The organism is Tenggerimyces flavus (assembly GCF_016907715.1).
Classification (GTDB): Bacteria; Actinomycetota; Actinomycetes; order Propionibacteriales; family Actinopolymorphaceae; genus Tenggerimyces; species Tenggerimyces flavus.
Map to the genome: position 1 here is coordinate 192,188 of NZ_JAFBCM010000001.1, position 23,708 is coordinate 215,895.

The 23,708-nt window shown below is 68.6% G+C and carries 20 protein-coding genes and 1 pseudogene; 7 read left to right on the plus strand and 14 right to left on the minus strand.

Annotation, left to right across the window (positions count from 1 at the left end):
• Nucleotides 1-60: 60 nt before the first annotated feature.
• Genes JOD67_RS01040 through JOD67_RS01050 form a run of 3 tightly spaced genes read right to left on the minus strand, consistent with a single transcriptional unit; the run spans nucleotide 61 to nucleotide 5,129 of the window.
• A complete protein-coding gene (locus tag JOD67_RS01040) occupies nucleotides 61-1,086 on the minus strand; it encodes a serine/threonine-protein kinase (RefSeq protein WP_205114008.1) in 1,026 nt (341 codons plus the stop codon).
• A gap of 41 nt (nucleotides 1,087-1,127) precedes the next feature.
• The gene (locus JOD67_RS01045; RefSeq protein WP_239554316.1) at nucleotides 1,128-4,100 is read right to left on the minus strand and encodes a glycine--tRNA ligase; all 2,973 of its coding nucleotides are present in this window, start codon (nucleotides 4,098-4,100) and stop codon (nucleotides 1,128-1,130) included.
• A gap of 30 nt (nucleotides 4,101-4,130) precedes the next feature.
• Nucleotides 4,131-5,129, minus strand: coding sequence for an LLM class flavin-dependent oxidoreductase (locus JOD67_RS01050; RefSeq protein WP_205114012.1), 999 nt, complete (start codon nucleotides 5,127-5,129; stop codon nucleotides 4,131-4,133).
• Between the two features lie 80 nt (nucleotides 5,130-5,209).
• Here JOD67_RS01050 and JOD67_RS01055 point away from each other — a divergent pair, with 80 nt between their 5' ends.
• A complete protein-coding gene (locus JOD67_RS01055) occupies nucleotides 5,210-6,367 on the plus strand; it encodes a DUF418 domain-containing protein (protein WP_205114014.1) in 1,158 nt (385 codons plus the stop codon).
• On the opposite strand, the gene JOD67_RS01060 is transcribed toward JOD67_RS01055, so the two are convergent.
• Complete coding sequence (locus tag JOD67_RS01060; RefSeq protein WP_205114016.1) at nucleotides 6,364-7,092, minus strand: TetR/AcrR family transcriptional regulator; 729 nt, start codon at nucleotides 7,090-7,092, stop codon at nucleotides 6,364-6,366. The genes JOD67_RS01055 and JOD67_RS01060 overlap by 4 nt on opposite strands.
• A 116-nt stretch (nucleotides 7,093-7,208) precedes the next feature.
• Here JOD67_RS01060 and JOD67_RS01065 point away from each other — a divergent pair, with 116 nt between their 5' ends.
• Entirely contained in the window at nucleotides 7,209-8,753 is a 1,545-nt protein-coding gene (locus JOD67_RS01065; RefSeq protein ID WP_205114018.1) for an MFS transporter, read from the plus strand.
• A 61-nt stretch (nucleotides 8,754-8,814) separates the two neighbouring features.
• On the opposite strand, the gene JOD67_RS01070 is transcribed toward JOD67_RS01065, so the two are convergent.
• From JOD67_RS01070 to JOD67_RS01080, 3 genes are read right to left on the minus strand one after another with little or no spacing between them, the layout of a single operon-like run.
• On the minus strand, nucleotides 8,815-9,792 hold the full coding sequence (locus JOD67_RS01070) for a GNAT family N-acetyltransferase (RefSeq protein WP_205114020.1): 978 nt from the start codon (nucleotides 9,790-9,792) through the stop codon (nucleotides 8,815-8,817).
• Nucleotides 9,792-10,739 carry a GNAT family N-acetyltransferase gene (locus JOD67_RS01075; protein WP_205114022.1) on the minus strand — a complete coding sequence of 316 codons (948 nt, stop codon included), beginning with the start codon at nucleotides 10,737-10,739 and terminating at the stop codon, nucleotides 9,792-9,794. The genes JOD67_RS01070 and JOD67_RS01075 overlap by 1 nt, the downstream gene beginning before the upstream one ends.
• Before the next feature lie 4 nt (nucleotides 10,740-10,743).
• Nucleotides 10,744-11,727, minus strand: coding sequence for a GNAT family N-acetyltransferase (locus tag JOD67_RS01080; protein WP_205114024.1), 984 nt, complete (start codon nucleotides 11,725-11,727; stop codon nucleotides 10,744-10,746).
• A 119-nt stretch (nucleotides 11,728-11,846) separates the two neighbouring features.
• Between JOD67_RS01080 and JOD67_RS01085 the strand changes: the two genes are divergently transcribed.
• Nucleotides 11,847-12,437, plus strand: a complete 591-nt coding sequence (locus JOD67_RS01085) for a PadR family transcriptional regulator (RefSeq protein ID WP_205114026.1) — start codon at nucleotides 11,847-11,849, stop codon at nucleotides 12,435-12,437.
• Nucleotides 12,434-14,053, plus strand: a complete 1,620-nt coding sequence (locus JOD67_RS01090) for a DHA2 family efflux MFS transporter permease subunit (protein ID WP_205114027.1) — start codon at nucleotides 12,434-12,436, stop codon at nucleotides 14,051-14,053. Before JOD67_RS01085 ends, JOD67_RS01090 begins: the two co-directional genes overlap by 4 nt.
• Before the next feature lie 191 nt (nucleotides 14,054-14,244).
• Here the strand turns inward: JOD67_RS01090 and JOD67_RS01095 are convergent, their stop codons facing one another.
• From JOD67_RS01095 to JOD67_RS01105, 3 genes are read right to left on the minus strand one after another with little or no spacing between them, the layout of a single operon-like run.
• Complete coding sequence (locus JOD67_RS01095) at nucleotides 14,245-15,114, minus strand: carbohydrate ABC transporter permease (protein ID WP_205114029.1); 870 nt, start codon at nucleotides 15,112-15,114, stop codon at nucleotides 14,245-14,247.
• Nucleotides 15,111-16,058 carry a carbohydrate ABC transporter permease gene (locus tag JOD67_RS01100; protein ID WP_205114031.1) on the minus strand — a complete coding sequence of 316 codons (948 nt, stop codon included), beginning with the start codon at nucleotides 16,056-16,058 and terminating at the stop codon, nucleotides 15,111-15,113. Before JOD67_RS01100 ends, JOD67_RS01095 begins: the two co-directional genes overlap by 4 nt.
• A 13-nt stretch (nucleotides 16,059-16,071) precedes the next feature.
• Nucleotides 16,072-17,400 (minus strand): ABC transporter substrate-binding protein, encoded by a 1,329-nt coding sequence (locus tag JOD67_RS01105; RefSeq protein WP_205114033.1) that lies wholly within the window; start codon nucleotides 17,398-17,400, stop codon nucleotides 16,072-16,074.
• Between the two features lie 227 nt (nucleotides 17,401-17,627).
• Between JOD67_RS01105 and JOD67_RS01110 the strand changes: the two genes are divergently transcribed.
• On the plus strand, nucleotides 17,628-17,999 hold the full coding sequence (locus JOD67_RS01110) for a DUF427 domain-containing protein (protein ID WP_205114035.1): 372 nt from the start codon (nucleotides 17,628-17,630) through the stop codon (nucleotides 17,997-17,999).
• Nucleotides 18,000-18,172: 173 nt separating this feature from the next.
• Here the strand turns inward: JOD67_RS01110 and JOD67_RS01115 are convergent.
• Nucleotides 18,173-19,120 (minus strand): annotated as a pseudogene (locus JOD67_RS01115) (FAD-dependent monooxygenase); the annotation flags it as partial.
• 65 nt (nucleotides 19,121-19,185) lie between these two features.
• Here JOD67_RS01115 and JOD67_RS41630 point away from each other — a divergent pair.
• A complete protein-coding gene (locus JOD67_RS41630) occupies nucleotides 19,186-19,785 on the plus strand; it encodes a TetR/AcrR family transcriptional regulator (protein ID WP_205114040.1) in 600 nt (199 codons plus the stop codon).
• A 206-nt stretch (nucleotides 19,786-19,991) separates the two neighbouring features.
• Here JOD67_RS41630 and JOD67_RS01125 read toward each other — a convergent pair whose 3' ends face one another.
• From JOD67_RS01125 to JOD67_RS01135, 3 genes are all read right to left on the minus strand, one after another.
• The gene (locus tag JOD67_RS01125; protein WP_307782229.1) at nucleotides 19,992-21,089 is read right to left on the minus strand and encodes an aspartate-semialdehyde dehydrogenase; all 1,098 of its coding nucleotides are present in this window, start codon (nucleotides 21,087-21,089) and stop codon (nucleotides 19,992-19,994) included.
• On the minus strand, nucleotides 21,086-22,402 hold the full coding sequence (locus JOD67_RS01130) for an aspartate kinase (protein WP_205114042.1): 1,317 nt from the start codon (nucleotides 22,400-22,402) through the stop codon (nucleotides 21,086-21,088). Before JOD67_RS01130 ends, JOD67_RS01125 begins: the two co-directional genes overlap by 4 nt.
• Before the next feature lie 84 nt (nucleotides 22,403-22,486).
• A complete protein-coding gene (locus JOD67_RS01135) occupies nucleotides 22,487-23,125 on the minus strand; it encodes a ribonuclease FAU-1 family protein (protein ID WP_205114044.1) in 639 nt (212 codons plus the stop codon).
• A gap of 53 nt (nucleotides 23,126-23,178) precedes the next feature.
• On the opposite strand from JOD67_RS01135, the gene JOD67_RS01140 reads away from it, so the two are divergent.
• Entirely contained in the window at nucleotides 23,179-23,667 is a 489-nt protein-coding gene (locus JOD67_RS01140; protein ID WP_205114046.1) for a GtrA family protein, read from the plus strand.
• Nucleotides 23,668-23,708: the final 41 nt, after the last annotated feature.

Below are 23,708 nucleotides of genomic sequence, written 5' to 3' on the forward strand. Positions count from 1 at the left end.
GCCTTTCGTACGGATATGCCCGATCCATGGGTCGACACGCGGAGCGTAATCATACGTTTACTAGGCGTTCACGCCCGCCGCCCGGAGCAGCTCGCCGAGCTTCACGTCATCGAACGGCGTGTTCTTCCGATTGTTCGCACTCATCGTGTCGAAGAAGTCGTCCATGAAGACGATCACGTCGCGATAGCGCACGACGGCTTCGACCAGCGGCTGCGGCATGAGGCCCACGAGGTCCTCGACTCCAACGATCAGGACGCGCGGTGACACCTCGTCGACGCCGAGCCGTCGTGCGACCGCTGCCTGCTTCGACTTCGACAGCGACGCGTACCACCCCCAGGGTGGCCAACCCACCGAGTAGACGACCTCGCCGAGGTCGTAGTGCGCATGCTCGTCGAGGAACGCGCGCTCACGCGCCGACAGGTCGAACCGGGCGTCCAGGGCCAGCCCGAAGTCGCAGAGGTAGACCCTCTCCCCATCGGTCATCGCGTTGTTGAAGTGGGCGTCGAAATGTCGGATGCCCTGCTCCCGCAGGAACGTGACGGTGTCGCAGAGCTGCCGCACCAGCCGCTCGGTGTCCTCAGGATGCTTGCTGAGCCAGTCCCACATCGTGTGCGGCAGCTGCTCTTGGAAGATCAGCGCGGCATGCGTGCCGTGGGCGCGTTCCTCCATGTAGCGCGCGATGTTCTTGCTGGAGTTCCAGCGGCGCACGTACTCGTCGACACCCATCGACCCGAACGGATCGGACAGGCGCGGCCGCGGCACGATGCGGAAGTGGTACATCAGCGGGAACGTCTCGATCGCGTCGGCGAGCACCCAGTTCGTCGTTGTCACGTGGGTGAGGATCTCCCGCCACGCGCCGAACCCGGCCGAGCCGACGCCGTACTGGTAGTACGTCGGCAGCCGGTAGTGGTTCCTCGTCGAGAACGCGCGGTCACGCTCGAGGTCGGTGACCGGGACGATCTTCACGAACACCGGAACGCCCTCGACCTCGATCCGATGCGTCGTCCCCCAACCCTCGCGGGCGGACCTTGCCGGCAGCAGGCGGCGCAGGGCGTTGTCGTCGAGATACGACAACGCCCTGCTCACCTTGGCATAACGTTCTCGCCGCGCCGCCGGGTCCAGGTGGCCTATAGCGCGTCCCAGTCGAGGACAGGTGCGGCGAGGTCGCGGATCGTGGCGAGCAGCCCTAGTCGAGCGGTGCGCAGCGCGGGGTCTTCGGCCATCACGAGCACCGCTTCGAAGAATGCGTTCACCGGTCCCACCAACGGGGTCGCGGCGTCGGCGAACTCTGCCAGCGTCGCCGACGTGCCGAGCGAATCCTTCACCTTGGCCACCGACTCCGACAGCGCGAGCTCCTCCGGCTCGGTGAGCACGCCCGGGTCGTACACCGGCGTCGTGTCGGCCGGAACGATCCGCCGCACCCGCTGCAGCGCGGCCACGAGCTCGGCGAACCCGGGGTCACCCGCCCGCCGGCCGAGCTCGGCGAGCGTCTCGTCCGCCGCCGCCGGCGATGCCGCGAGCGGCAGCACGGCAGTGACCGACTTGTGGTCGTTGCCGGTGTCGAGCAGCTGTTGCTCGTACCTGCCTACGGAGAACACCAGCGCATCGGCGAGCGCCTGCTCCGGCACCTCGACGCCCTGAGCCCGGACCGACTCCGCGGCTACGGAAAGCCCACGCTCCAAGGAGATCACAGCCAGGCCGGGGTTCGCGCGGAGGATGCTCACGACCCCGAGCGCCGCGCGGCGCAGCGCGAACGGGTCGGACGAACCCGTCGGCTGCGCGCCGACCGCGAACAGGCCGACGAGCAGGTCGAGCCGATCCGCCAACGCCAGCAGGGCGCCCGGCGTCGACGACGGCAGCTTGCCGCCAGTCGTACGGGGCAGCTCCATGTCGAACAGCGCCTGCGCCACCTCGGTGGTCTCGCCCGCACGCACGGCGTACTCGCGGGCCATCACCCCGGCCAGCGAGGTGAGCTCGACGACCATCTGCGACCCGAGGTCGAACTTCGCCAGCTCGCCAGCACGATGCAACGTCGCCGTCTCGTCGGCCGACAGCGAGACCAGCGAGCCCAATGCCCTTGCGTTGTTGGCGATGCGTTCGGCACGCGCGGCCATCGAGCCAAGCCGCTCCTCGAACGCGAGCTTCGCCAGACCCGCCTTGAGCTCGATCGGAGTGACCTGCAGGTCGGCCCGCCAGAAGAACGCGGCGTCCTCGTACCGAGCCCGCAGCACCGCCTCGTTCCCCGCCCGCACGACGTCGTGGTCGCACGGCCCGTCGGCGACGGCGACGAAGTGCGACAGCAGGTCACCGGAGGCGTTCCGCACCGGCAGGTAGCGCTGGTGCTTGCGCATCACGGTCGTGAGGATGTCGGCCGGCAGGTCGAGGTAGCGGGCCTCGAACGAGCCGAGGATGGCGTTGGGTTGCTCGACCAGGTTGGTGATCTCGTCCAGCAACGCCGCCTCGCCGACGAAGTCGATGGTGCCGTCGACGGTCGCCGCGAGGGTCCGTGCGGACTCGACGATCGTCGCCTGCCGCTCCGACGCGTCGGCCACGATGTCGTGCGACTTCAGCAGGTCGAGGTAGCCGTCGGCCTCCGCGACCGGGATCACCGGAGCCTCGGCGGTCCGGCGTACGCGGGTGGTCGTGTGCGACCCGAGCGCCGACACCGCGACCGGCACAGGCGTCGAGCCGAGCAGCGCGGTCAGCCAGCGGATCGGCCGGGTGAACGAGAGCTTCGGGTCGTTCCACCTCATGTTCTTCTCGGCGCGCAGCTCGGAGACGACGTCGCCAAGGACCTTGCTGAGCACCTCGACCGCGCCGCGTCCGGTGTCGGTACGGACGGCGGCGACGTACTCCACGTCCTGCTGCGTGATCCGGGTCAGCTGGTCGACCGCGACGCCCTGCCCGCGAGCGAATCCCTCGACTGCACGGGTCGGCTTGCCTTCGGCGTCGAACGCCGCGCTGGCCCGCGGACCGCGCACGGTCTGCTCGGCGTCGGGCTCGCCCGCCGAGACCTGCTCGACGAGCGCGACGATGCGCCGCGGCGTCCCGTACGTCTTGATCTCACCGTGCGCGAGGCGGGTGTCCGCGAGCTTCGCCGTCAGCGTCTCGAGAACGGCGTTCGTCGTCCGCGGCACCTCACCGGGCGGCAGTTCCTCGGTGCCGATCTCGAACAGCAGCGTCGCCGGCGACTCGATGCTGGCGAACTGGTTCGGCAGCTCGGCCGCCGCGTGCGGCTGGACGAGGCCAAGCGGGTGCCCGATCTCCTCGCGCCGCTCGCTCCACAGGTCGGAGACCTGGCGCGCGAGGCGCCGCATCTGGGCGAACGCGCGGGCCCGCTCCGTCGTGGAGATCGCGCCGCGCGAGTCGAGCACGTTGAACGTGTGCGAGCACTTCAGCACCAAGACGTGCGCGGGGACGGGCAGCCGCTCGTCGATGCAGCGCTGCGCCTCCTTCGCGTACCCGTCGTACAGCGAGCGGTTGATGTCGACGTCGGCGTCGTCCAGGTAGTACCGGCTCATCTCGTACTCGGACTGGCCGAACACCTCGCCGTAGGAGATGCCGGGCGCGTACGCGATGTCCTTGAAGTGGTCCACCTTCTGCAGCGCCATCAGGATGCGCTCGATGCCGTAGGTGATCTCGACCGAGATCGGGTCGAGGTTCGTCCCACCGGCCTGCTGGAAGTAGGTGAACTGGGTGATCTCCAGCCCGTCCAGCCAGACCTCCCAGCCGAGCCCCCACGCGCCGAGCGCCGGCGAGGCCCAGTTGTCCTCGACGAACCGGATGTCGTGCGCGTCGAGGTCGACGCCGAGCGCCTTGAGGCTCTCGAGGTAGACCTCCTGCGGGTTGCCCGGGTCGGGCTTGAGGATCACCTGGAACTGCGTGAACGTCTGCAGCCGGTTGGGGTTCTCGCCGTAGCGCGCGTCGTCGGGGCGGACACTCGGTTCCACGTAGGCGACGTGCCACGGCTCGGGACCGAGGACGCGCAGGATGGTCGCCGGGTTGTTCGTACCGGCTCCGACCTCGGTGTTGAACGGCTGCACGATCATGCAGCCTCGGTCGGTCCAGAACTTCGTCAGCGCAATCAGCGCATCCTGCATCGTCAGCACCACCCAACGATAGAGGTGGCGCTAGTCGCCGCGGACGGCGGGAATCACCTCTGCCGCGAAGAGCTCCGTCGCCCTGGTGGCCTGCTCGACCGACAGACCGGGCAGCCGGCCCCAGAACGCGAAGTGGTCGAACGGTGCTCGTTCCCGGATCGCCAGCAACCGCTGGGCCACCTCGGCGGGCGAGCCGACCAAGAAGTCGGCGCGCTCGAGATCATTCACGGTGATCGGCTTCTCCTCACCGCGCGCGATCCGCAGCTGGTCCTCCAGGTACGCGAGCGCCGGCCCCGCCTCGGCCCACGCCTCGTCCGCCGAGCCCGCGACGTGGGCGACGCTCGTCCAGACGAACGGGAACGTGTCGGCCCTCCGGCCCGCCTTCGCCAGCGCGGCGGCGTACGTGTCGTACCGCCCGTAAAGGTCCTCCTCCGCGGTGACGTAGGTGAGCATCCCGTCCGCCAGCCGGACGGCCCGCTCGACCGCGGCCGGAGCGACCGCACCGACGTAGATCGGCGCGTCCTGAGGTGGCTGCGGCGAGAACGGCCCGTCAGGCAAGGAGAAATGGCGCCCATCGTAGCCCGTACGTCCGTCCCGCCAGGCGCGGCGGATGATCTCGATGCCCTCCTCGAAGCGCTCGGTCCGGCCGGTCCGCTGCACGCCGAACAGCCCGAACTCGTGCGGCGAGTAGCCCTGCCCGAGGCCCAGCACCAGGCGGCCGCCGGAGAACGCGTGCACGACCGCGCCGTTCTCCGCGACCTGGAGCGGGTGGTGCAGCGGGAGCAGGACGACGTTCGTCCCGATCCGGATCCGGCTGGTGCGCGCGGCGATCGCGGCGGCCGAGACGAGCGGCGACGGGGCGAAGCCGTCCGCCCGGCCGTGGTGTTCCGACATCCAGACGGCGTCGAAGCCGGCCCGTTCCGCGGTGACGACGAGGTCGAGGCACTCGGCGTAGTAGTCGGCCGACGGGGTGGTCAGCGGGAGTCGTTGGGAGAAGTCGTGCATGACACCGAACGAGGGAGCGGTCATGGGTCCATGATCGTCGGCGGTGCCAAACTCTCACTTTCGGTAGTGCCGAGCGACGCCGCCGACCGCCTACGGTGGCTCACATGACCAGCACCACCACTGGCCACGGCCCGACGCCCCTGCGCGAACGAGCGCTCGCCCCCGACCTCGCGCGCGGCGTGATGCTCCTGTTCATCGCGCTGGCGAACGCGCACACGTTCCTGATCCGGGAAGCCGAGGTGACCGTACGCGGCTACCCGGTCGAGCACGGATCGCTCGCCGACTCGATCGTCGCGGGGATCCTCACGCTGTTCGTCGACGCCCGCTCCTACACGCTGTTCGCCGCCCTGTTCGGGTACGGCCTGGTGCAGCTCTACCGGCGCGAGGAGCGCGTCGGCTCGGACTGGCGCACCGCGCGCAAGCTGCTGCGCCGGCGCGGGTTCTGGATGATCCTGATCGGCCTCCTGCATGCGGTCCTGCTGTTCTACGGCGACATCATCGCCGCGTACGGGCTGGTCGCGGTCATCTTCGTCGCGGCAGTGCGCTGGAAGGATCGGACGATCTTCGCGGTGGCGTTGGTCTTTCTCGTGCTCGGCTCGGCGTTCTACGGACTCGCCGGCATCCCCCTGACGGACACGGCGACCTCGGCGCTAACGAGCGAGAGCCTGATCTCGGCGGCGCTCGGACGCCTGGAGACGTTCGGTCTGCTGGCGGTCATCGCGTGGGTGAGCACGGTCTGCGCGTTCCTGCTCGGCGTCTGGGCGGCGCGCCGTCGTGTCCTGGAGGAGCCGGAACGTCACCTCACGCTGCTGCGGCGGACCGCCGTGTTCGGCATCGGCGCCGCGACGCTCGGCGGCGTGCCGATGATGCTGATGACGACGGGGCTGGTCACCGCCGGCGCGAGCTCGGGCTACTGGGCGAGCGCGCTGCACGCGGCCACGGGGTACGCCGGCGGGCTCGGGTACGCCAGCGCGATCGCCCTGCTCGCGTTGCGGATCGGCTCCCGGCGCGGGCCCTTCACGCAGGCCGTCGTGGCGGTGGGGCAGCGGTCGATGACCTGCTACCTCACCCAGTCGGTGGTCTGGGCGGTGCTGTTCCCTGCGTCCACGTTGGGCCTGGGCGCCACGCTTGGCGTCGCCGTCACCGCGGTGATCTCGATCGCGACCTGGCTGCTGACCGTCGGGCTGGCCGAGCTGATGCGGCGGCGCGACCTGCGCGGTCCGTTCGAGGTGCTGCTCCGGCAGCTGACGTACGGCCGCTAGGGCCGCAGTCGTTCCAGCCCGTCCAGCAGGACCTTGACCCCGGACTCGAACCGCAGGCTCACCTTGTCCGAGCCCGCCCCCGCGATCAGCTGGTCCCGTACCGCCACCAGATGCGGGTAGGTGTCCTCGGGCAGGGCGTGGAAGAACTCGGCGTACTGCCGCTGCAGGTCTGGAACATCGACGTCCTCGCGCTCATAGATGTGCTGGAACGACCGCTCCAGCATCACCGTCCCGATCACCGTGTCCAGCAGCACGTTGTGGGCGTGCACCACGACGTCGTCGGGAAAGCCGCTCGTCCGCAGCACCCCGAGGATCCGGTCGGTGAACCGCAACGACCCCGGTCCCACGTTCGGCATCCCTGCCGCCAGATCGAACAGGTCGCCGAACTCCAGCATCACCTCCCGGATCCGCTGGCAGATCTCGTGGCAGTCCGCCCGCCAGTCGCCCGACGGCTCCGGGAGATCGACCGCGACCAGCACCTCGTCGAACGCGAGCGCCACCAGCTCGTCCTTGTTCTGGACGTGCCAGTAGATCGAGGCCGCGCCTGAACCGAGCTGCGCCGCGAGCTTGCGGATGGACAGGTTGCGCGCGCCGTCGCGGCGGACCAGCTCGAGCGTCGCCTGGACGATCTGCTCCCGGCTCAGCGAGACCTGCGACGCCTGACGTGGGCGTTCGCGGTCCCGCCACTGCTCCAGGAGCGTCGGGCGCTGTTGCTGCGGAGCCATGTGAGCTACCTCTCGCCGGCCGGCTCGGAAAACAGCCTTGCCGAACACTGTACGACCATCGTACGGTGTTCGAGTCACTGGAACACTGTTCGAGTCCTGGTGAGAAGGAGTCTCTCATGTCGGCCCCGGTTACCGAGTCAGCTGGACATCCGCGCCGCTGGTGGATCCTCGGCGCCCTCTGCCTGACCTTGTTCGTCGTCGTGATCGACAACACCGTCCTGTCGGTCGCGCTCCCCAGTCTGATGACCGGCCTCGGCGCCTCGACCAGCGACCTGCAGTGGATCGTCTCGGCGTACCCGCTGGTCTTCGCCGGCCTGCTGCTCACCAGCGGCGCGCTGTCCGACCGGTTCGGGCGGAAGCGTTGGCTGTTGATCGGCGTGGCGCTGTTCGGCGTGGGCTCGGCGGCCGCGGCGTACGCGGGCTCGGTCGAGCTGCTCGTCGCCGCGCGCGGGTTCATGGCGATCGGCGGCTCGATGATCATGCCGACGACGCTGTCGATCCTCATGCAGGTGTTCCCGCAGGCGGAGATGCCTCGCGCGATCGCGACGTGGAGCGCGATCGCCGCGCTCGGTGTCGCCGGCGGACCGGTGCTGGGCGGCTTCCTCATCGAGCACTTCTGGTGGGGTTCGGTGTTCCTGATCAACATTCCGATCGCGGTGGCGAGCCTGATCGCCTGCTCTCGGCTGCTGCCGGAGACGCGTGACCCGGTGAAGCGCCGCGCGGACGTCGGTGGCTCGTTGCTGTCGATCGTGATGATGTCGTCGTTGGTGTACGCGGTGATCGAGCTGCCCGAGAACGGGTGGACTGCGCCGACGCTGGTGCCCGCGGGGATCGCGGTGGCCGCGGCGGTGGCGTTCGCGTTCTGGGAGGCGCGACACCCGGAGCCGATGATCGACCTGTCGCTGTTGCGGGTCCGGCGCTTCGTCGGGTCGGTGACCGTGGGTCTGCTGATCATGTTCGGGATCGCCGGCAGCATCTTCGTTCTGACCCAGCACCTGCAGCTCAACCTCGGCTACACGCCGCTCGAGGCGGGTCTGGCGATCGTGCCGGAGGCGGTGCTGCTGATGGTCGGCTCGTCGATCTCGCCGCAGCTCATGCGGCGGCTCGGGATCCGCGCGACGATCGCGTTGGGGCTCGTGCTCTGCGCCGGCTCGCTGTTCGTCCTGGCCACGGCCGGGGTGGGCGACGGCTACCTGCCGGTCGGCATCGCGCTGGGGCTGCTCGGCCTGGGCGCGGGCATCGCGAGCCCGCCGGCCTCGCAGACGCTGATGTCGGCGATCCCGGTGGAGCGCGCGGGCATTGGCTCGGCGATGAACAGCACGGTCACCGAGGTCGGCAACGCGCTCGGCGTCGCGGTCCTGGGTTCGGTGCTCGCGGCGGTGTACGCCTCGGGTCTTCCGTCCGGCCTGCCGTCCGAGGCGACGAAGTCGCTCGGCGCGACGATGGGCGAGGCTCTCCGCCTCGGTGGCCAGGCGGGCGCGGAGCTGCTCGCCGCGGCCCGGGAGGCGTTCACGGGAGCGATGTCCGTCACCGTCACGATCGGCGCGATCTTCGTCCTCGCCAGCGCCGTGGTCGGCATGATCCTGCTGCCGAAGCGCCTGCCGGGCATGGAGGCTGCCCCGCCGGCAGCCGACGACCAGAAGGAGTCCGTCTCCGCCTGACCGTCCTCGTGCAGCTGTTGTACAACGCGTGTTTTAAAACACGTGTTGTACAACAGCTGTTTCACTTCATCGGCCTTGCGTAGTTGGCGAACGAGCGTAGCACGACGAAGCCGAGCCGTTCGTACAGGCCGAGCGCGCCGGTGGGGTTCTCCGCATCCACACCCAGCCCCACCCGCCGGTAGCCGGCCTCGGCTGCCGCCGTCAACACCTGCGCCAGCAGGGCACGCGCGACGCCGCGGCCGCGGTACGGGCGCTGCGTTCCCACCTGTCCGATCCACAGCTCGCGGACGCCGGTCGCCTCGGCCTCAGCGGCGTGCTCGTAGCTCAACACGTACCCAGCCACCTGGTCGCCATCGAGGGCGAGCCGGCACAACGGCGCCCGGAACGAGCGGGAGCCGCTCACCCACGTCCGCCAGTCCTCGGCGTCGCGCGGCCGCGAGCCCCAGTGATCGCGGAACGCCTCGTTGTGCGCGACCCGCGTCGCCTCGTCCCACCGAGCGTCGAACGCGCTGACCATCAGCCCGGCCGGCGGTTCGGCGATCGGGACGGGCTGCGTCAGATCGCGCTTCAGGTTGGAGAAGTACCGGGAGGGAGCGAACCCCGCATCGACGTAGAGAGCCGCCGCACCGGCGTTCTCACTGTTCGCCCCGGCCATGCAGGCACCGGGCACGTCCGGGTTGTGCTCGGCGTGCGCGGCGGTGGCCCGAGCGCAGCTCCACTCCAGCAGTCGGCGGCCCAAGCCGCGCCGCCGCCAGTCGGGGTCGATCCGGCCCTCCATCCAGACCCGGTCGACCTCGACGGCGCCGGGCCTCGTCGAGACTTTGGCGTACCCGACCATCCGTTCGCCGTCCCAAAGCCCCAGCGTGTCGAGCGCCGGATCGAGCTTCGAATCCGCCAGTTCCTCGAGCAGATCGTCCGCGTCGTAGTTCTCGCCCTCGTCGTCGACCCGCTCGACCGCCTGCAACAGCGCGACCCAGGCGTCGACGTCGCCCTTGTCGATCGCCCGGGCGACGATCCCGGTCGGCCAGGCAGCGGCCATCACATCTCCAGGGAGTAGTTCGCGGTCTTTCGCCTCGCCACGAAGCCGATCCGCTCGTACAGGCCGAGCGCGCCGGTGGCGTTCTCCGCGTCCACGCCCAGCGTGGCGACGGCATAGCCGTCGACGGCGGCCGCTGTGAGCACGCGGGAGACGAGGGCGTTCGCCAGCCCGCGGCCGCGGTGGGAGCGTCGGGTGCCCACGAAACCGACATGCAGCTCGCCTTCTCCGTGGTCGTACCCGAGGACGTACGCCACCACCTGGTCGCCGTCGAGGGCGAGCTGGGACATCGGGCCGCGGAACGTACGCGAGCCCGTCACCGACGCGCGCCAGTCCTGCTCCGTACGTTCGCGGCTCCCCCAGTGATCGCGGAACGCCTCGTTGTGCGCCATCCGCGTGGCCTCGTCGTACGCGGGATCGAACGTCACGACCCGCAGTCCCTCTGGCACCGGCGCCGGCGGAATCTCCAGCGACAGTTGGCGTTCCATGCCGAAGTAGCACCGCGCGAGCGCGAAGCCCGCACCGGTGAACAGGGCGGACGCGCTCTCGTTCGTCGCGTTGCACCGACCCTGGAACTTGCCCGGGACACCCGGGTGGCGCTCCGCGTGCGCTACCCGAGCCCGCGCACAGCCCCACTCCAGCAGCAACCGACCCAAGCCGCGGCGACGCCAAGACGGATGGATCCGGCCGTCGATCCACACCCGGTCGACGTCGACCACTCCCGGCCGAGACCACACCTTGGCGCACCCGACCATGCGCCCGCCGTCCCACAGGCCCAGCGTGTCGAGCGCCAAGTCGAGGTACGGCGTGTCCAACTCCTCGATCAGGTGGTCGGCGTCGAAGCTCGTCCCGTGGTGGTCGACGGCCTCGGCAGCAGCCAGCAGCACCGCCAAGGCGTCGACGTCGGACTTCGCGAGCGGCCGCGCGACGATCCCGGCCGGCCAGCGCATCGACTCAGGCCATCGGCTTGTTGTACGACACGAACTTCCGCCTGACGACGAAACCGAGCCGCTCGTACAGCCCGAGCGCACCGGTCGGGTTCTCCGCGTCGACGCCGAGCGACGCGCGCTCGTAGCCGTCGGCCTTGGCCGCGGCGAGCGCGCTGGCCAGCACCGTTCGGGCGAGGCCGCGGCCGCGATACTCGCGGAGCGTGCCCACCTGCCCGACGTACAGCTCGCGGATCCCGGTCGCCTCGGTGTCCGCGACGTACTCGTGCCCGAGCGCGTACGAAGCCACCACGTCACCGTCCAGCAGCAGCCACGACATCGGACCACGGAAGGCCCGCGCCTCGGTCACCCACCGCTTCCAGAACTCCGAGTCGCGCGGGTTCGAGCCCCAGTGGTCCAGGAACGCCGTGTTGTGCGCCACCCGCGTGGCCTCGTCCCACTTCGGATCGAACGCAACGAGTTGCAACCCGTCGGGCTCGGTCACCGCGGGGATCGGCTGGGCGAGATCGCACTCCATGCTGAAGAAGTACCGCGCCGGAGTCATCCCGAAGTCGGCCGCCAGCTCCGCGATCCCCGGCGTGTTGACGTTCCCGCCGATTTGGAGCACGCCCGGCACGTCCGGGTTGCGCGCGAGATGCAACACCTGGGCGCGCTCGGCGCCCCACGACACGAGCCGTCGGCCCAGTCCGCGGCGCCGCCAGGACGGATGGACGAAACCGCCGATCGACACCCGGTCCGTCTCGACAGCGCCGGGGTGACAGTTGACGATGGCCGAACCCACGATCTGGTCGCCGGACCACAGCGCGAGGGTGTCGGCCGCCAGGTCCAGGTCGGGATCGGCCAGCTCCTCGAGCAGGTCGTCGGCGTCGTAGTTCTCGCCGTTGTCCTCGGCCTCTTCGACCGCCGCGTACAGGACGGCCAACGCGTCCACGTCGCCCTTGTCGATCGGCCGCGCGACGACTCCCGCCGGCCAGCCCCCAGCTTCGCTCATCCGCACAAGGTACGGCCCGGGTGGAGCTGGAAGCACCCGATTTAGGGGTTGGCACTGTCGTACGGCCTGCCTATACTCCACGTGGAGTAATTCGTACGGACTATCCAGCGAGGAGCACCATGCCGACCCGCGCGCAGGTCACGCCGCTCGCGCTCGCCGTGCTCGAGCTGCTGCACGAGCGACCCCGGCATCCGTACGACATGCAACAAGTGATGCGCACCAGGCACACCGACCGGCTGGTCAAGCTCAAGGCCGGCTCGCTCTACCACACCGTCGAGCGGCTGGAGCGGCTCGGCTTGGTCGAGGTCAGCGAAACCGAACGGTCCGGCCGGCGCCCCGAACGCCGCGTCTACGCGATCACCCCGGACGGCCGCACGCTGTACCGCGAGTACGTCACCGACATGCTCGCGACCGTCGCCGAGGAGTACCCCGAGTACCCGCTCGCGATCTCCCTCGCCCACGCGTTCGAGGGCGAGACCGTACGCGCCGAGCTGCAACACCGCCGCGACGAGCTCCAGCAACAGATCACCGAACTCTCCGAAGCCAACGACCGCCTCGAGCGGATGGAACTGCCCCGCAGGTACTGGCTCGACATCGACTACCTCAGAACCATGAAGCGGGCCGAGCTCGCCTGGACCGACCGGCTCATCGGCGAGCTCGCGTCCCAGCGCATCGACTGGCCCGCACCGGGCACGAAGGAATCTCAATGATCGACACCCCCCGCCCGTGGGCAGCGTTAGGAGCGCTGTGCATCGGCTTCTTCATGATCATGGTGGACACGACGATCGTGAACGTCGCGATCCCCGCCATGTTGACCGGACTCAATGCGACCCTCACCGACATCATCTGGGTCAACAGCGTGTACCTCTTGACGTTCGCGGTCCCGCTGCTGCTCACTGGCCGGCTCGGTGACCGGTTCGGGCCGAAGCGGATGTTCGTCGCCGGACTGGTGATCTTCACCGCGGCGTCGGCGCTGTGCGGTCTCGCCGACTCGGCCGCGTTCCTGATCGGCGCCCGCGCCGTGCAGGGCCTGGGCGCGGCGATGATGACGCCGCAGACGATGGCGTTCATCACCCGGCTGTTCCCGCCGAGCAAGCGCGGCGCGCCGATGGGCCTGTGGGGCGGCGTCGCCGGCATCGCGGCGATCGTCGGCCCGCTGCTCGGCGGCGTGCTCGTCGAGACGCTCGGCTGGGAGTGGATCTTCTGGGTGAACGTGCCGATCGGCGTCATCGGCCTCGTGCTCGCGGTCTGGCTGGTGCCGGACTGGCGGCCTGGGCACAGCCACAGCTTCGATCCTCTCGGCATTTTCCTCAGTGGGGCTGGGCTGTTCGCGATCGTGTTCGGCCTGCAGGAGGGGCAGCGGTACGAGTGGGGTGCGATCGGGCCGATCTCGATCCCCGTACTGATCGGCCTCGGCGTCGTCCTGCTCGGGCTGTTCGTCTGGTGGCAGTTCCGGAACAAGAACGAGCCGCTGCTGCCGATGAAGCTGTTCGACAACTGGAACTTCTCGATGGGCACGCTCGGCACGATGGCGATCGGGTTCGCGATCACCGGCATGTTCCTGCCGTTGGTGATCTACATCCAGTCGGTGCTGGGCTTCTCAGCTTTGGAGTCGGGCTTGCTGACCGCGCCGATGTCGTTGGTGTCGGGCGTGGTGGCTCCGTTCGCCGGGCGGCTGTCGGACCGGGTGAACGCGAAGTGGGTCGTGGCGTTCGGCTTCCTCGCCCTGGCGGCGGGGACGGCGATCATCGCGGCGCAGGCGCAGCCGACGACGAACGCGTGGACGTTGGTGCCGGCGCTTCTCGTGTGTGGGTTGGGGATCGGGCTGGTGTTCTCGCCGCTGACGAACCTGACGACGCACAGCCTGGACCCGCGGTTGATCGGTGCGGGGTCGGGTGTCTACAACACTTCCCGCCAGGTCGGCGGCGTGATCGGTGCCGCCGCCGTGGGTGTGATGCTGCAGGCGCGGCTGTCGGTGGAGCTGCCCTTGCAGGCACGTTCGGTGGCGGGTCAACTGCCGCCGGAGTTCCGTCAACCGTTCGTCGACGGCTTCGAGCAGGCGGCCAAGGGGTCGGCGGAGTTCAGCAGCGGAACGTCGTTCCCGGTGCCCGCCGGCGTACCAGCGGAGGTGGCGGATCGCCTGCAGTCGTTGGGGCACGAGGTGTTCACCCACGCGTTCACCGGCGCCGCCAAGGCCAGCCTGCTGCTCCCGATCGCGGCCATGCTCCTCGGCATCGTCGCCATGATCGCCGCCCGCCGCGCCACCACCCCGCCGCCACCCGGCGACACCCCGCGGGAACCCGCCAGCGCCACCTCGCACCCCTGACCGCAGACTGGGTCGGGGGCACCCTCGTCCGGACCGCTTCGATAGAGGGACGCCCTCATTCGAAACGTGGCGGGGTGGCCGTTGCAGTGGTGGGACCTGGTGCTGGCGACGTCTGATTGGGTCGGGGGCACCCTTGTCCGAACCTATGGGACCAGGGTGCCCCCGACCCAAATCGCGCGAGCCGTCAGCGGTCAGCGGACGGCGCCCGAGGCCAAACCGTGGACGATCAGGCGCTGGAAGATCAGCACGAGGATCAGCGGCGGGATGACGGCGACCACTCCCGCCGCGGCCATCGAGGTGAACGACACGTTGAGGTCCGTCGCGAAGTTCGCCGCGATCACCGGGATCGTCTGCGCGTTCGCCGTGCTGGTCAGGTACAAAGCAAACATGAACTCGTTCCACGCCGTCATGAACGAGAAGATCGCCGCCGCCACCAGCCCCGGCGCCGCGATCGGCAGGAAGACCGACCGCATCATCCGCCACCACGAGCACCCGTCCACCCGCGCCGCGTCCTCGATCTCCGACGGGATCGTCCGGAAGTAGTCCTTCAGGATCCAGATCGTGAACGGCAGCGCGAAGGTCGTGTACGACAACACCAACGCGCCGTAGGTGTCCAGCAGGTTCAGCGAACGCATCACCAGATAGAACGGGATGATGATCGCCACGCCCGGCACCATCCGCGTCGCCAGATACACCATCAACAGCACCTGGCTCCCCCGGAACTTCATCCGGGCGAACGCATAGGCAGCCGAGATTCCCAAAGCCAGGTTGAGCACAGCGGTCATCGACGCCACAACGGCCGAGTTCAGGAGCGCGTAAGGGATCGCCTCGGCCGCCCGCGACCCCAACAGAGCCCCAGCCCCGGAAGGGTCGATGAACGCCAGGTAGTTGTCCAGCGTCGGGTTGGTCGGGATCCAGTCCGGCGGCGTCGACAGCGCGTCCGCCTCGGTCATGAAGCTCGTCGCGATGATCCAGTAGAACGGCAGGATGATCCACAGCGCGAAGAACGCGGCGAGTACGTAGACGACGATCTTCCGCCACGGCAGACCTCGGCGCCTCATACGTCGACCTTCCCCCGCCGGTACAGGAACGAGATGTAGATCACCGAGATCAGCAGCGTCACCAGCGTGATGATGTACGCGTACGCGTTGCCCCGCCCGAAGTCGGTGAACGCGAACGCCGTTCGCGCTGTCTGCAAGGCGATCACGTTCGTCGCGTCACCCGGACCGCCACCGGTCAGTACGTACACGACGTCGAACGCGCGGAACGACGTCATCGTCATCAGGATCAGCACCACCAGCAGCGGATGCAGCATCCACGGCAACGTCACGTGCTGGAACCGCTGCACGATGTTCGCCCGATCGACCCGGGCCGCGTCGTAGAGCTCGTTCGGGATCGTCGACAGCCCCGCCAGCAGGATGATCACCGCGAGCGGCAGGATATTCCAGACCTCCGCGACACAGGCGATGAAGAACGCGGCGACCGGAGACGTCAACCAGGCTTGATAACTGTCGATGAACCCGAGGCTCGCCAGCGCCCCGTTCAACGCTCCGACCTTCGCGTCGAAGATCCACCGCCACATCAGCCCGTTCACCACCCCGGGCATCGCCCACGGCAACAGAATCAGCGAGCGCAGGAAGCCGCGCCCGAAGAACGACTCGTTCAGCACGAGCGCCGCCGTCATCGCCATCACTATCGTCATCGACACCACGACGAGCGCGAACGCCGCAGACACGGTGATCGAGTTGCGGAACGCCGCGTCGCCGAACAGCTCGATGTAGTTGGACAGCCCGAGGAATCGCCGCAGCCCGGGCTGTTTGAGGTTGTAGCGCTGCAGGCTCAGCCAGAAGGAGTACCCGATCGGAAACGCGATCAGCGACAGGATGACGACGAGCGCCGGAACGTTCATCAGGTACGCCATCGGGCCCTCGCCGAGCCGCCCGTACATCCCGCTGCCGGACTTCCGCCGGGCGGACACAGGCCGTTGCGAGGTCGCCGTGCTCATGCCGCGAGGCCAGTCAGGAGTACTGCTTCTTCAAGGCAGCAGCGGTGTCGGCCATCTTCTGCACCGCCGCGACGGGATCGGACTGTCCGGTGAGGACCTGCTGGATGACCTTCTGCGTCTCGATCTCGTACTCGGTGTACCAGGGCTCCGCGATCACGCGCCGCGGCTTGGCCACCTCGGCGAGGTGCGCGTACACCGCGGGATCGGCCCACTTCGTCAGCTGTTCCTTGATCTTGGCGTCGTTCGCCAGATCCTTGAACGCGAATCCCAAGCCCTGTTGCTCGAACCAGAACCGAGCCGTGTACGGATCGTCGTTCTCGTCGAAGCCGCCGAGGTAGTAGATGAGCTTGTACGCGTCGTCCTTCTTCTCGGTGTTCTTGGACAGGCAGTACATTCGCGTGTTGCTGACCGTGCCCTCGGTCGCGCCGTCGATGCTCGGCGGCAGCGCCATCTTGACCTTGCCGGCGACCTTGGACGCCTTGGGGTCGTTGTACTTCCGCGACCCGTACCGCGCGGCGAGGATGTACGCGTACTTGCCCGCCATGAACGCGTTGTCGAGCGGGATCGGCAACAGCGTCGTCGAAGCGGGGTCGATCACCTTCGACTTCGTCGCCGCCTGCTGCATCCAGGCGTACACGTCCTTCGAGACCGGGTCGGTCGTCGCCATGGTCGGGGCCATCTTGTCGTCGAACAGCGTGCCGCCGCTCGCGAACACCAGCCCCCACCACCACGCCCACCAGGTGTCGGACAACTGGGCGGACAGCCCGATCGGGTGTTCGAGAATCCCCTTGTCCTGCAGGGTTTTCGCCTGCGCCTCCCACTCCTCGAGACTCTTCGGCGGCTCCTTGATGCCGGCCTTGGCGAGGAGTTCGACGTTGTACGTCAGCGCCATCGAGTCGGTGTAGTACGGCAGCCCGTACCTCTTGCCGTCGTACGTCATCGTCTCCGCGTTGCCCGGATAGATCGCGTCGTAGACCTTGTCCAGGTCGGGCATGTCGTCGATCGGCTGCAGGTACTCCGCGCCGATCCAGGCCGCGAGCGAGTCGTCGTACACGTACAGCGCGTCGGGCTCGGTGCCGCCGGTGAACTGGGCGGTGACCTTCTGGACGTACTGCGCGCTGGTGATCGGCGTGTAGTCGACCTTGATGCCGGCCTTGTCGACGAAGCGATCGACGTTCTGCTGCACGAGCTGCGACTCGAAGTCCCAACCCTGGAACTTGACCGCGCCGGTGTCGCCGGAACCGGAACGTCCGGCGCCACTGCCGCAGCCGGCGAGAACGCTCGGGACGGCCGCCAACGCTCCGAGTTGAAGCAGCCTGCGTCGATTCAGATGTGGACTCATCGCTACCCCTTCGAGTTGGGGTCCCCGCACGAAGTCCGTGCGCCCTCCCGTGGCACTTGCACTGCGCGTCGCGTCACCTTCGCACGCGCGTCCGATGATCGTCAACGGCGTGCATTGGCAGTCGATCACCAGCGTGTTACCAGTAGCGTCTCGTCGAACCGCGAGTGACCTCAATCGGCCAGGTAGACAACCGGGAAGTCTCGCGAGCTCGCCGACGTTGCATGGTCATGAGTCGTGATCCGAACCACCGCATCGAGATCCGCCCGGCGACCCAGCGGGTGACCGTCTCGCTCGACGGGACCGTCCTCTCCGACAGCAAGCAAGCACGCGCCCTGTACGAGACGGGGCTGCCCGTGCGCTGGTATCTCCCGCGCGAGGACGTGCGTATGGACCTGCTGACGCCGACCGACACCTCGACGGTCTGTCCCTACAAGGGCGAGGCACGTTATTGGTCGGCACGAGTCGGCGATCGTGAGGTGACGGACGTGGTCTGGTCGTACGAACGAGACCGCGGCCTGGTCCCCGAAGCGGAGGACGTCGAGGGCTATTTGTCCTTCTATGACAGCAAAGTCGACGTGGTCGTGAGCGATGCTTCCTAGGCTCGACCGCTGAGGACGGGCAACGCGCGGGCGGCCAGGTTGCGGACGGCGATCCCCAACTGAGTCTTGGGCACCAGCATCGCCGCGGAACGTCCGACCGCGCGTTGTCTCGGCTCGATCCGCTTCCGGTGCTCGGCTTCGTAGCGCCGGAACGCGTTGGCGTGATCGGTTTCGGCGAGCTGGTGGGCCAGGTCGTACGCCGCGATGATCGCGTTGGTCGAGCCGTCGCCGAACAAGGAGACGCACGAGGCCGCGTCGCCGAGCAAAACGATTCGCCCCCGTGACCATGCGGGCATGCGCACCATGCTGACGCCGTCGAAGTAGACGTCGTCGGCGTCGCGCAGGACCCCGAGCAGCTCGGGGACGCGCCACCCGGCACCTTCGTACGCCGCCGTCACGATCCGCTTGTGCTGTTGGGGATCGCGGTAGTCCAGGTCGTCGACCGTCTCGTGCCGGAAGATGAACGCCGCGCCGGCGTTGTCGCGGGACGGATGGATCGCGACCAGCCTGCCGGGGGTGTTGAACAGCTGGACGACCTCGGGCTCGTCGGCGGGACGGTCGAACGAGACCGTCGCGATGTACATCCCGAGGTGTTGGACGTAGTCGCGCTCCGGCCCGAACGCCAGCCGCCGTACGTTCGAATGCAGCCCGTCCGCGCCGATGACCAGGTCGAACCTGCGCGGCGCCGCGTGCTCGAACGTGACCTCGACGCCGTTCGCGTCCTGCTCGAGCTCGGTGATCGAGTCGTGGAACATCCACTCGGCGTCGCCCTTCGCGACGTCGTAGAGGATCGCGGCCAGGTCGGTGCGCGGGATCTCGATCTCCGTTCCCGTACCGCCGGCGCCCGCCATCGGGATCCGGACGACCTCGCGTCCGGACGCGTCGATCAGGCTCATCGCGCTCGCAGTGGTGGCCGCCGCGCGCAACGCGGGCACGGCGCCCATCCGCTCGACGATCGACATCGCCTGGCCACGGATGTCGACGGGGTTGCCGCTGGAGCGCAGTCCTTCGGCGCGCTCGACGACCGTCGGCTCGAAGCCGTTCCGGGCGAGCCAGTAGGCGAGCGTCGGGCCGGCGACGCCGGCGCCGGAGATCAGCACGGTGGTCATGCCGACGACCATACGCGCACTCAGTGCAATTCTGCAATGAGTGCTGTTTTGCGTTCGATGCAGTAAGGTCTGCGCCTGTGAGTCTTCGCGAACGCAAGCGCGCCCGGACGCGAGAGGCCCTCGTCTCGGCCGCGGCGGAGTTGTTCGAACGGGATGGCTACGAGTCGACGACGATCGCCGACCTCGCGGCGGCCGCGGAGATCGGGACCCGGACGTTCTTCAGCTATTTCGCGAGCAAGGAGGAGCTGCTCTTCCCGGAGAGCGACGGGCGGATCCAGGCGGCGATCGACGCGATCGCCACGCGGCAGCCGGACGAGCGCCCCGCCAGCGTCCTGCTCCGCGCGCTGACGACGGTCGGCGACGAGAGCGACGACATGACCGGCGGCCTCGCGGCGCTGCGAGTGCGGCTGATCCGTACCGTCCCGTCGGTGCGCGGCCATGCGCTGCGGATGCAGCTCGACGCGCAACGGGAGATCGCCCGCCACCTCGCCGCGGCGTACCCGGACGAGCTCGACGAGGTCCGCGCGGCCGCCCTGACCGGCGCCTTCATCGGCGCGATCAGCGCGGCACTGCAGGTGCTGCTGGAGGACGCCGAGACGCCAGCCGACCCGGCGACCGTCCGTACGGCGATGCGCCAAGCCACCGACATCGCCCTGGCCCCATGGCTCAGCTCATGACGCCGGCGAGCACCGCTTTGACAGCTTGGTGGACGGTAACACGGTCGGGCTGAGGTGCGGCACGATCGGCCGAGAGAGGGCAAATGATCATGTTTACATGATCATTTGCCGCTCTACGTGGGATGCGCCCCGCGTAGAGCACCCACTCGCCAGGTCAAGCGGCATCAGTGCCCATCCACCAGCACCCCCGACCCATGCAACAGGTCCTAGGCGGTCGCCACCGCCATGAAGTCCTCGGCGACGACCTCAGCGATCTGCGCGGTGTTCAACGCCGCACCCTTCCGGAGGTTGTCGCCGCAGACGAACAGGTCCAACGCCTGCGGGTCGTCCAGCGCGATGCGGAGCCGGCCGACCCAGGTCGGATCGGTCCCGACCACGTCCGCCGGCGTCGGGAACTCCTGGTGCGAGGGGTCGTCGAACAACAGCACCCCGGACGAGTCCCGCAGCAGCTCGTACACCTTCGGCAGCTCGATCGGCCGCTTGAACCGCGCGTGCACCGCCAACGAGTGCCCGGTCACGACCGGCACGCGCACGCAGGTCGCCGACACCGGCAGGTCCGGCAGCCCGAGGATCTTGCGCGACTCGTTCCGGACCTTCAGCTCCTCCGAGGTCCACCCGTCCGCGCCCGCCGAGCCGACCCACGGCACGACGTTCATCGCGAGCGGCGCGGCGAACGGGCCGAGGTCGTCGTCGACGATCCGGCGTACGTCACCCGCCCGCGTGCCGAGCTCGCGATGCCCGGCCACCTTGGCGATCTGGTCGTACAGCGTGTCGATCCCGGCCTGCCCGGCGCCCGACGCGGCCTGGTACGACGCGACGACGAGCGACTCGAGCACGTACGCGCGATGCAGCGCACCGATCGCGACGATCATGGAAAGCGTTGTGCAGTTGGGGTTTGCGATGATCCCCTTCGGCCGCTTGCGGGCGACCGACGCGTTCACCTCGGGCACGACGAGCGGTACGTCCGGGTCCATCCGGAACGCGCCGGAGTTGTCGACCACCACGGCACCCGCCGCGACCGCCACCTCGGCCCACTCCGCCGACACCTCGTCGGGAACGTCGAACATCGCGACGTCCACGCCGTCGAAGACCTCGGCGGTCAACGGCAGCACGGTCGTCTCCTGACCGCGTACGACCAGGCGTCGACCAGCAGAACGGTGCGACGCGATCAGCCGGATCTCGCCCCACACGTCGCGGCGGGTCGAGAGCAGCTCGAGCATCACCGTTCCGACCGCTCCGGTGGCTCCGACGACCGCGAGTGTCGGCTTGGCTCCCTCCGGCGCCTTCCCCCGTGCCCCCGTCACCGTCCGGTCCCGCCGTAGACGACGGCCTCGACCTCGTCGGCGTCGAGCTCGAACGCGTGGTGGGCGGCAGCGACCGCGTTGTCGACATCGTCCTCGTCGACCACGACCGACACCCGGATCTCCGACGTGGAGATCATCTCGATGTTGACGCCAGCCTCCGCGACAGCGGCGAAGAAGCGCGCGGCGACGCCGGGGTTCGTCCGCATGCCGGCGCCAATCAGCGACACCTTGCCGATGCGGTCGTCGTACAGCAGCTGCTCGAACCCGACCTCTTCCTTGATCTTCGCAAGCGCGTTCATCGCGGTCTGGCCGTCCTCGCGCGGCAGGCTGAACGAGATGTCCGTCCGTCCGGTCGCCACCCCGGAGACGTTCTGCACGATCATGTCGAGGTTGATCTCGGCGGTCGCGAGCGTGGAGAAGATCCGCGCTGCCTCACCGACCTTGTCGGGCACTGCCACGACAGTGATCTTGGCCTCGCTCCGGTCGTGTGCGACCCCGGAGATGATCGCCTGTTCCATCTCGACCCCTTCCGCTGCTTCGGCGTCGACGAGGCCCTTCTCGACCGCCGCCTGGTAGGTGTCAGCATCGGCGACCCACGTTCCGGGCTGATTGCTGAACGACGAACGTACGTGAATAGGTACCCCGTATCGGCGTGCGTACTCGACGCAACGCAGGTGCAGCACCTTCGAACCGCAGGCCGCCATCTCCAGCATCTCTGCGTAGCTGATGCGAGGCATCCGGCGCGCGGTCGGGACGACGCGCGGGTCGGCGGTGAACACGCCGTCGACGTCGGTGTAGATCTCGCACACGTCCGCGTCCAACGCGGCGGCGAGCGCGACGGCGGTGGTGTCCGACGCGCCGCGGCCGAGCGTGGTGATCTCCTTGGTGTCCTGCGAGACGCCCTGGAAGCCGGCGACGATCGCGATCGCGCCCTCGTCGAGCGCTTTGCGGATCCGGCCCGGCGTGATGTCGATGATCTTCGCCTTGCCGTGCACCGAAGTCGTGAGGACGCCGGCCTGGCTGCCGGTGTACGACTTGGCCGTCTGGCCGAGGTTCGCGATCGCCATGGCGAGCAGGGCCATCGAGATCCGTTCGCCCGCGGTGAGCAACATGTCGAGCTCACGGGGCGGCGGGAGCGGGCTCACCTGCTGGGCAAGATCGCGGAGGTCGTCGGTGGTGTCACCCATCGCCGAGACGACCACCACGACTTCATGGCCGGCCTTCTTCGTGGCGACGATGCGTTGGGCGACTCGCTTGATGCACTGCGCGTCGGCCACCGACGAGCCGCCGTACTTCTGCACGACGAGGCTCACTTGAGAAACTCCTGCTGACGAGAACGTCTGTGTGCGTACGGTCACTGAACCGTCACTCGGCGGCACCGTTGCCGCCGTTCGAGTCTAACTGCGCACGTCAACGTCCGTTGCGGCGTCCCGCATGCCGAGAACGTCCCAGCCCGCTGGGAGCTTCTCGCGCGGCTCCCACTCGGCCGGCGGAGTCCAGGTCGCCCAGCGGGGATCCCACCAGATCCCCTTCGCGACGAGCCTGTCGGCCAGCGTGCGACCACGTTCGACCATCGCCACCGCGAACTCCTCGGTGAATCGGCCGTGCCGCACGCACTCCGCGATCGCGTCGACGTCCTTGAGTTCGACCTTCCCGTCGGGCCTCGCGACCACGTCGACCTCGTGGTCGAGCGTGTCGAAGCCCAGGTCGGTGCGGACGAACGGCGCCTGCAGGTTGACGTACCAGCTGTCGAACGCGCGATCCGGTCCGCTCCAGAACACCCAGACGGAGTAGTCCTCGTGGGGCCAGAGGAGCTGCAGGCAGCCGTGTCCGTGCCAGCGGGGCTTGTCGTGCCAGGGATGCAGTCCGTCGGCCGTCGGCCAGTCCCCCGCCGCATAGCCCATCGGCGCTCCGGTGGGGGTGAACACGGCAAGCAGATCCGGCTCGTCGCGTACGACGACGACGTCCATGGCCGCCCAGACCCCGCCGTTCCACACCTCACGCCGAACGACGTGCTCCCCTGCCTGCCAACCCATGGCGGGCGAACCTACCGCAGCGGTGTCCTTACCGCCCGAGTAGCGTTCCGCTGGTGGGACTGATCCGGCACCTCTGGAACCGGTTCGAACATCTGGTGAAGGAGTTCGCCAAGTTCGGCACCGTGGGAAGTGTCGCGTTCGTCATCGACGTCGGCATCTCGAACCTGCTGTTCCTCGGGTTCGACTTCGGCCCGCTCACCTCGAAGACGATCTCGGTCGCGATCGCCGCGACAGTGGCGTTCCTCGGCAACAGGTTCTGGACGTTCCGGCACCGGGCCAGCCAGGGCCTCGCCAAGGAGTACTTCATGTACTTCGTGCTGAACGCCGTCGGCCTGCTCATCGCGCTGCTCGTCGTCGGCTTCACGACCTACATCCTCAAGCTGACCGGGCCAATCGCGTACAACATCTCGGCGAACGTGATCGGCCTCGGGCTCGGCACGGCGTTCCGGTTCTGGTCGTACAAGAAGTGGGTCTTCCTGCCGCCGGACCTGCCGCCCGTCGACCCGCACACGGGGCTTCCGGAGCGGCCGAAATCCTCATAGGCTGCGCGGGAAATCGAATTCTCCCGCCGCCGGAGGTGCCG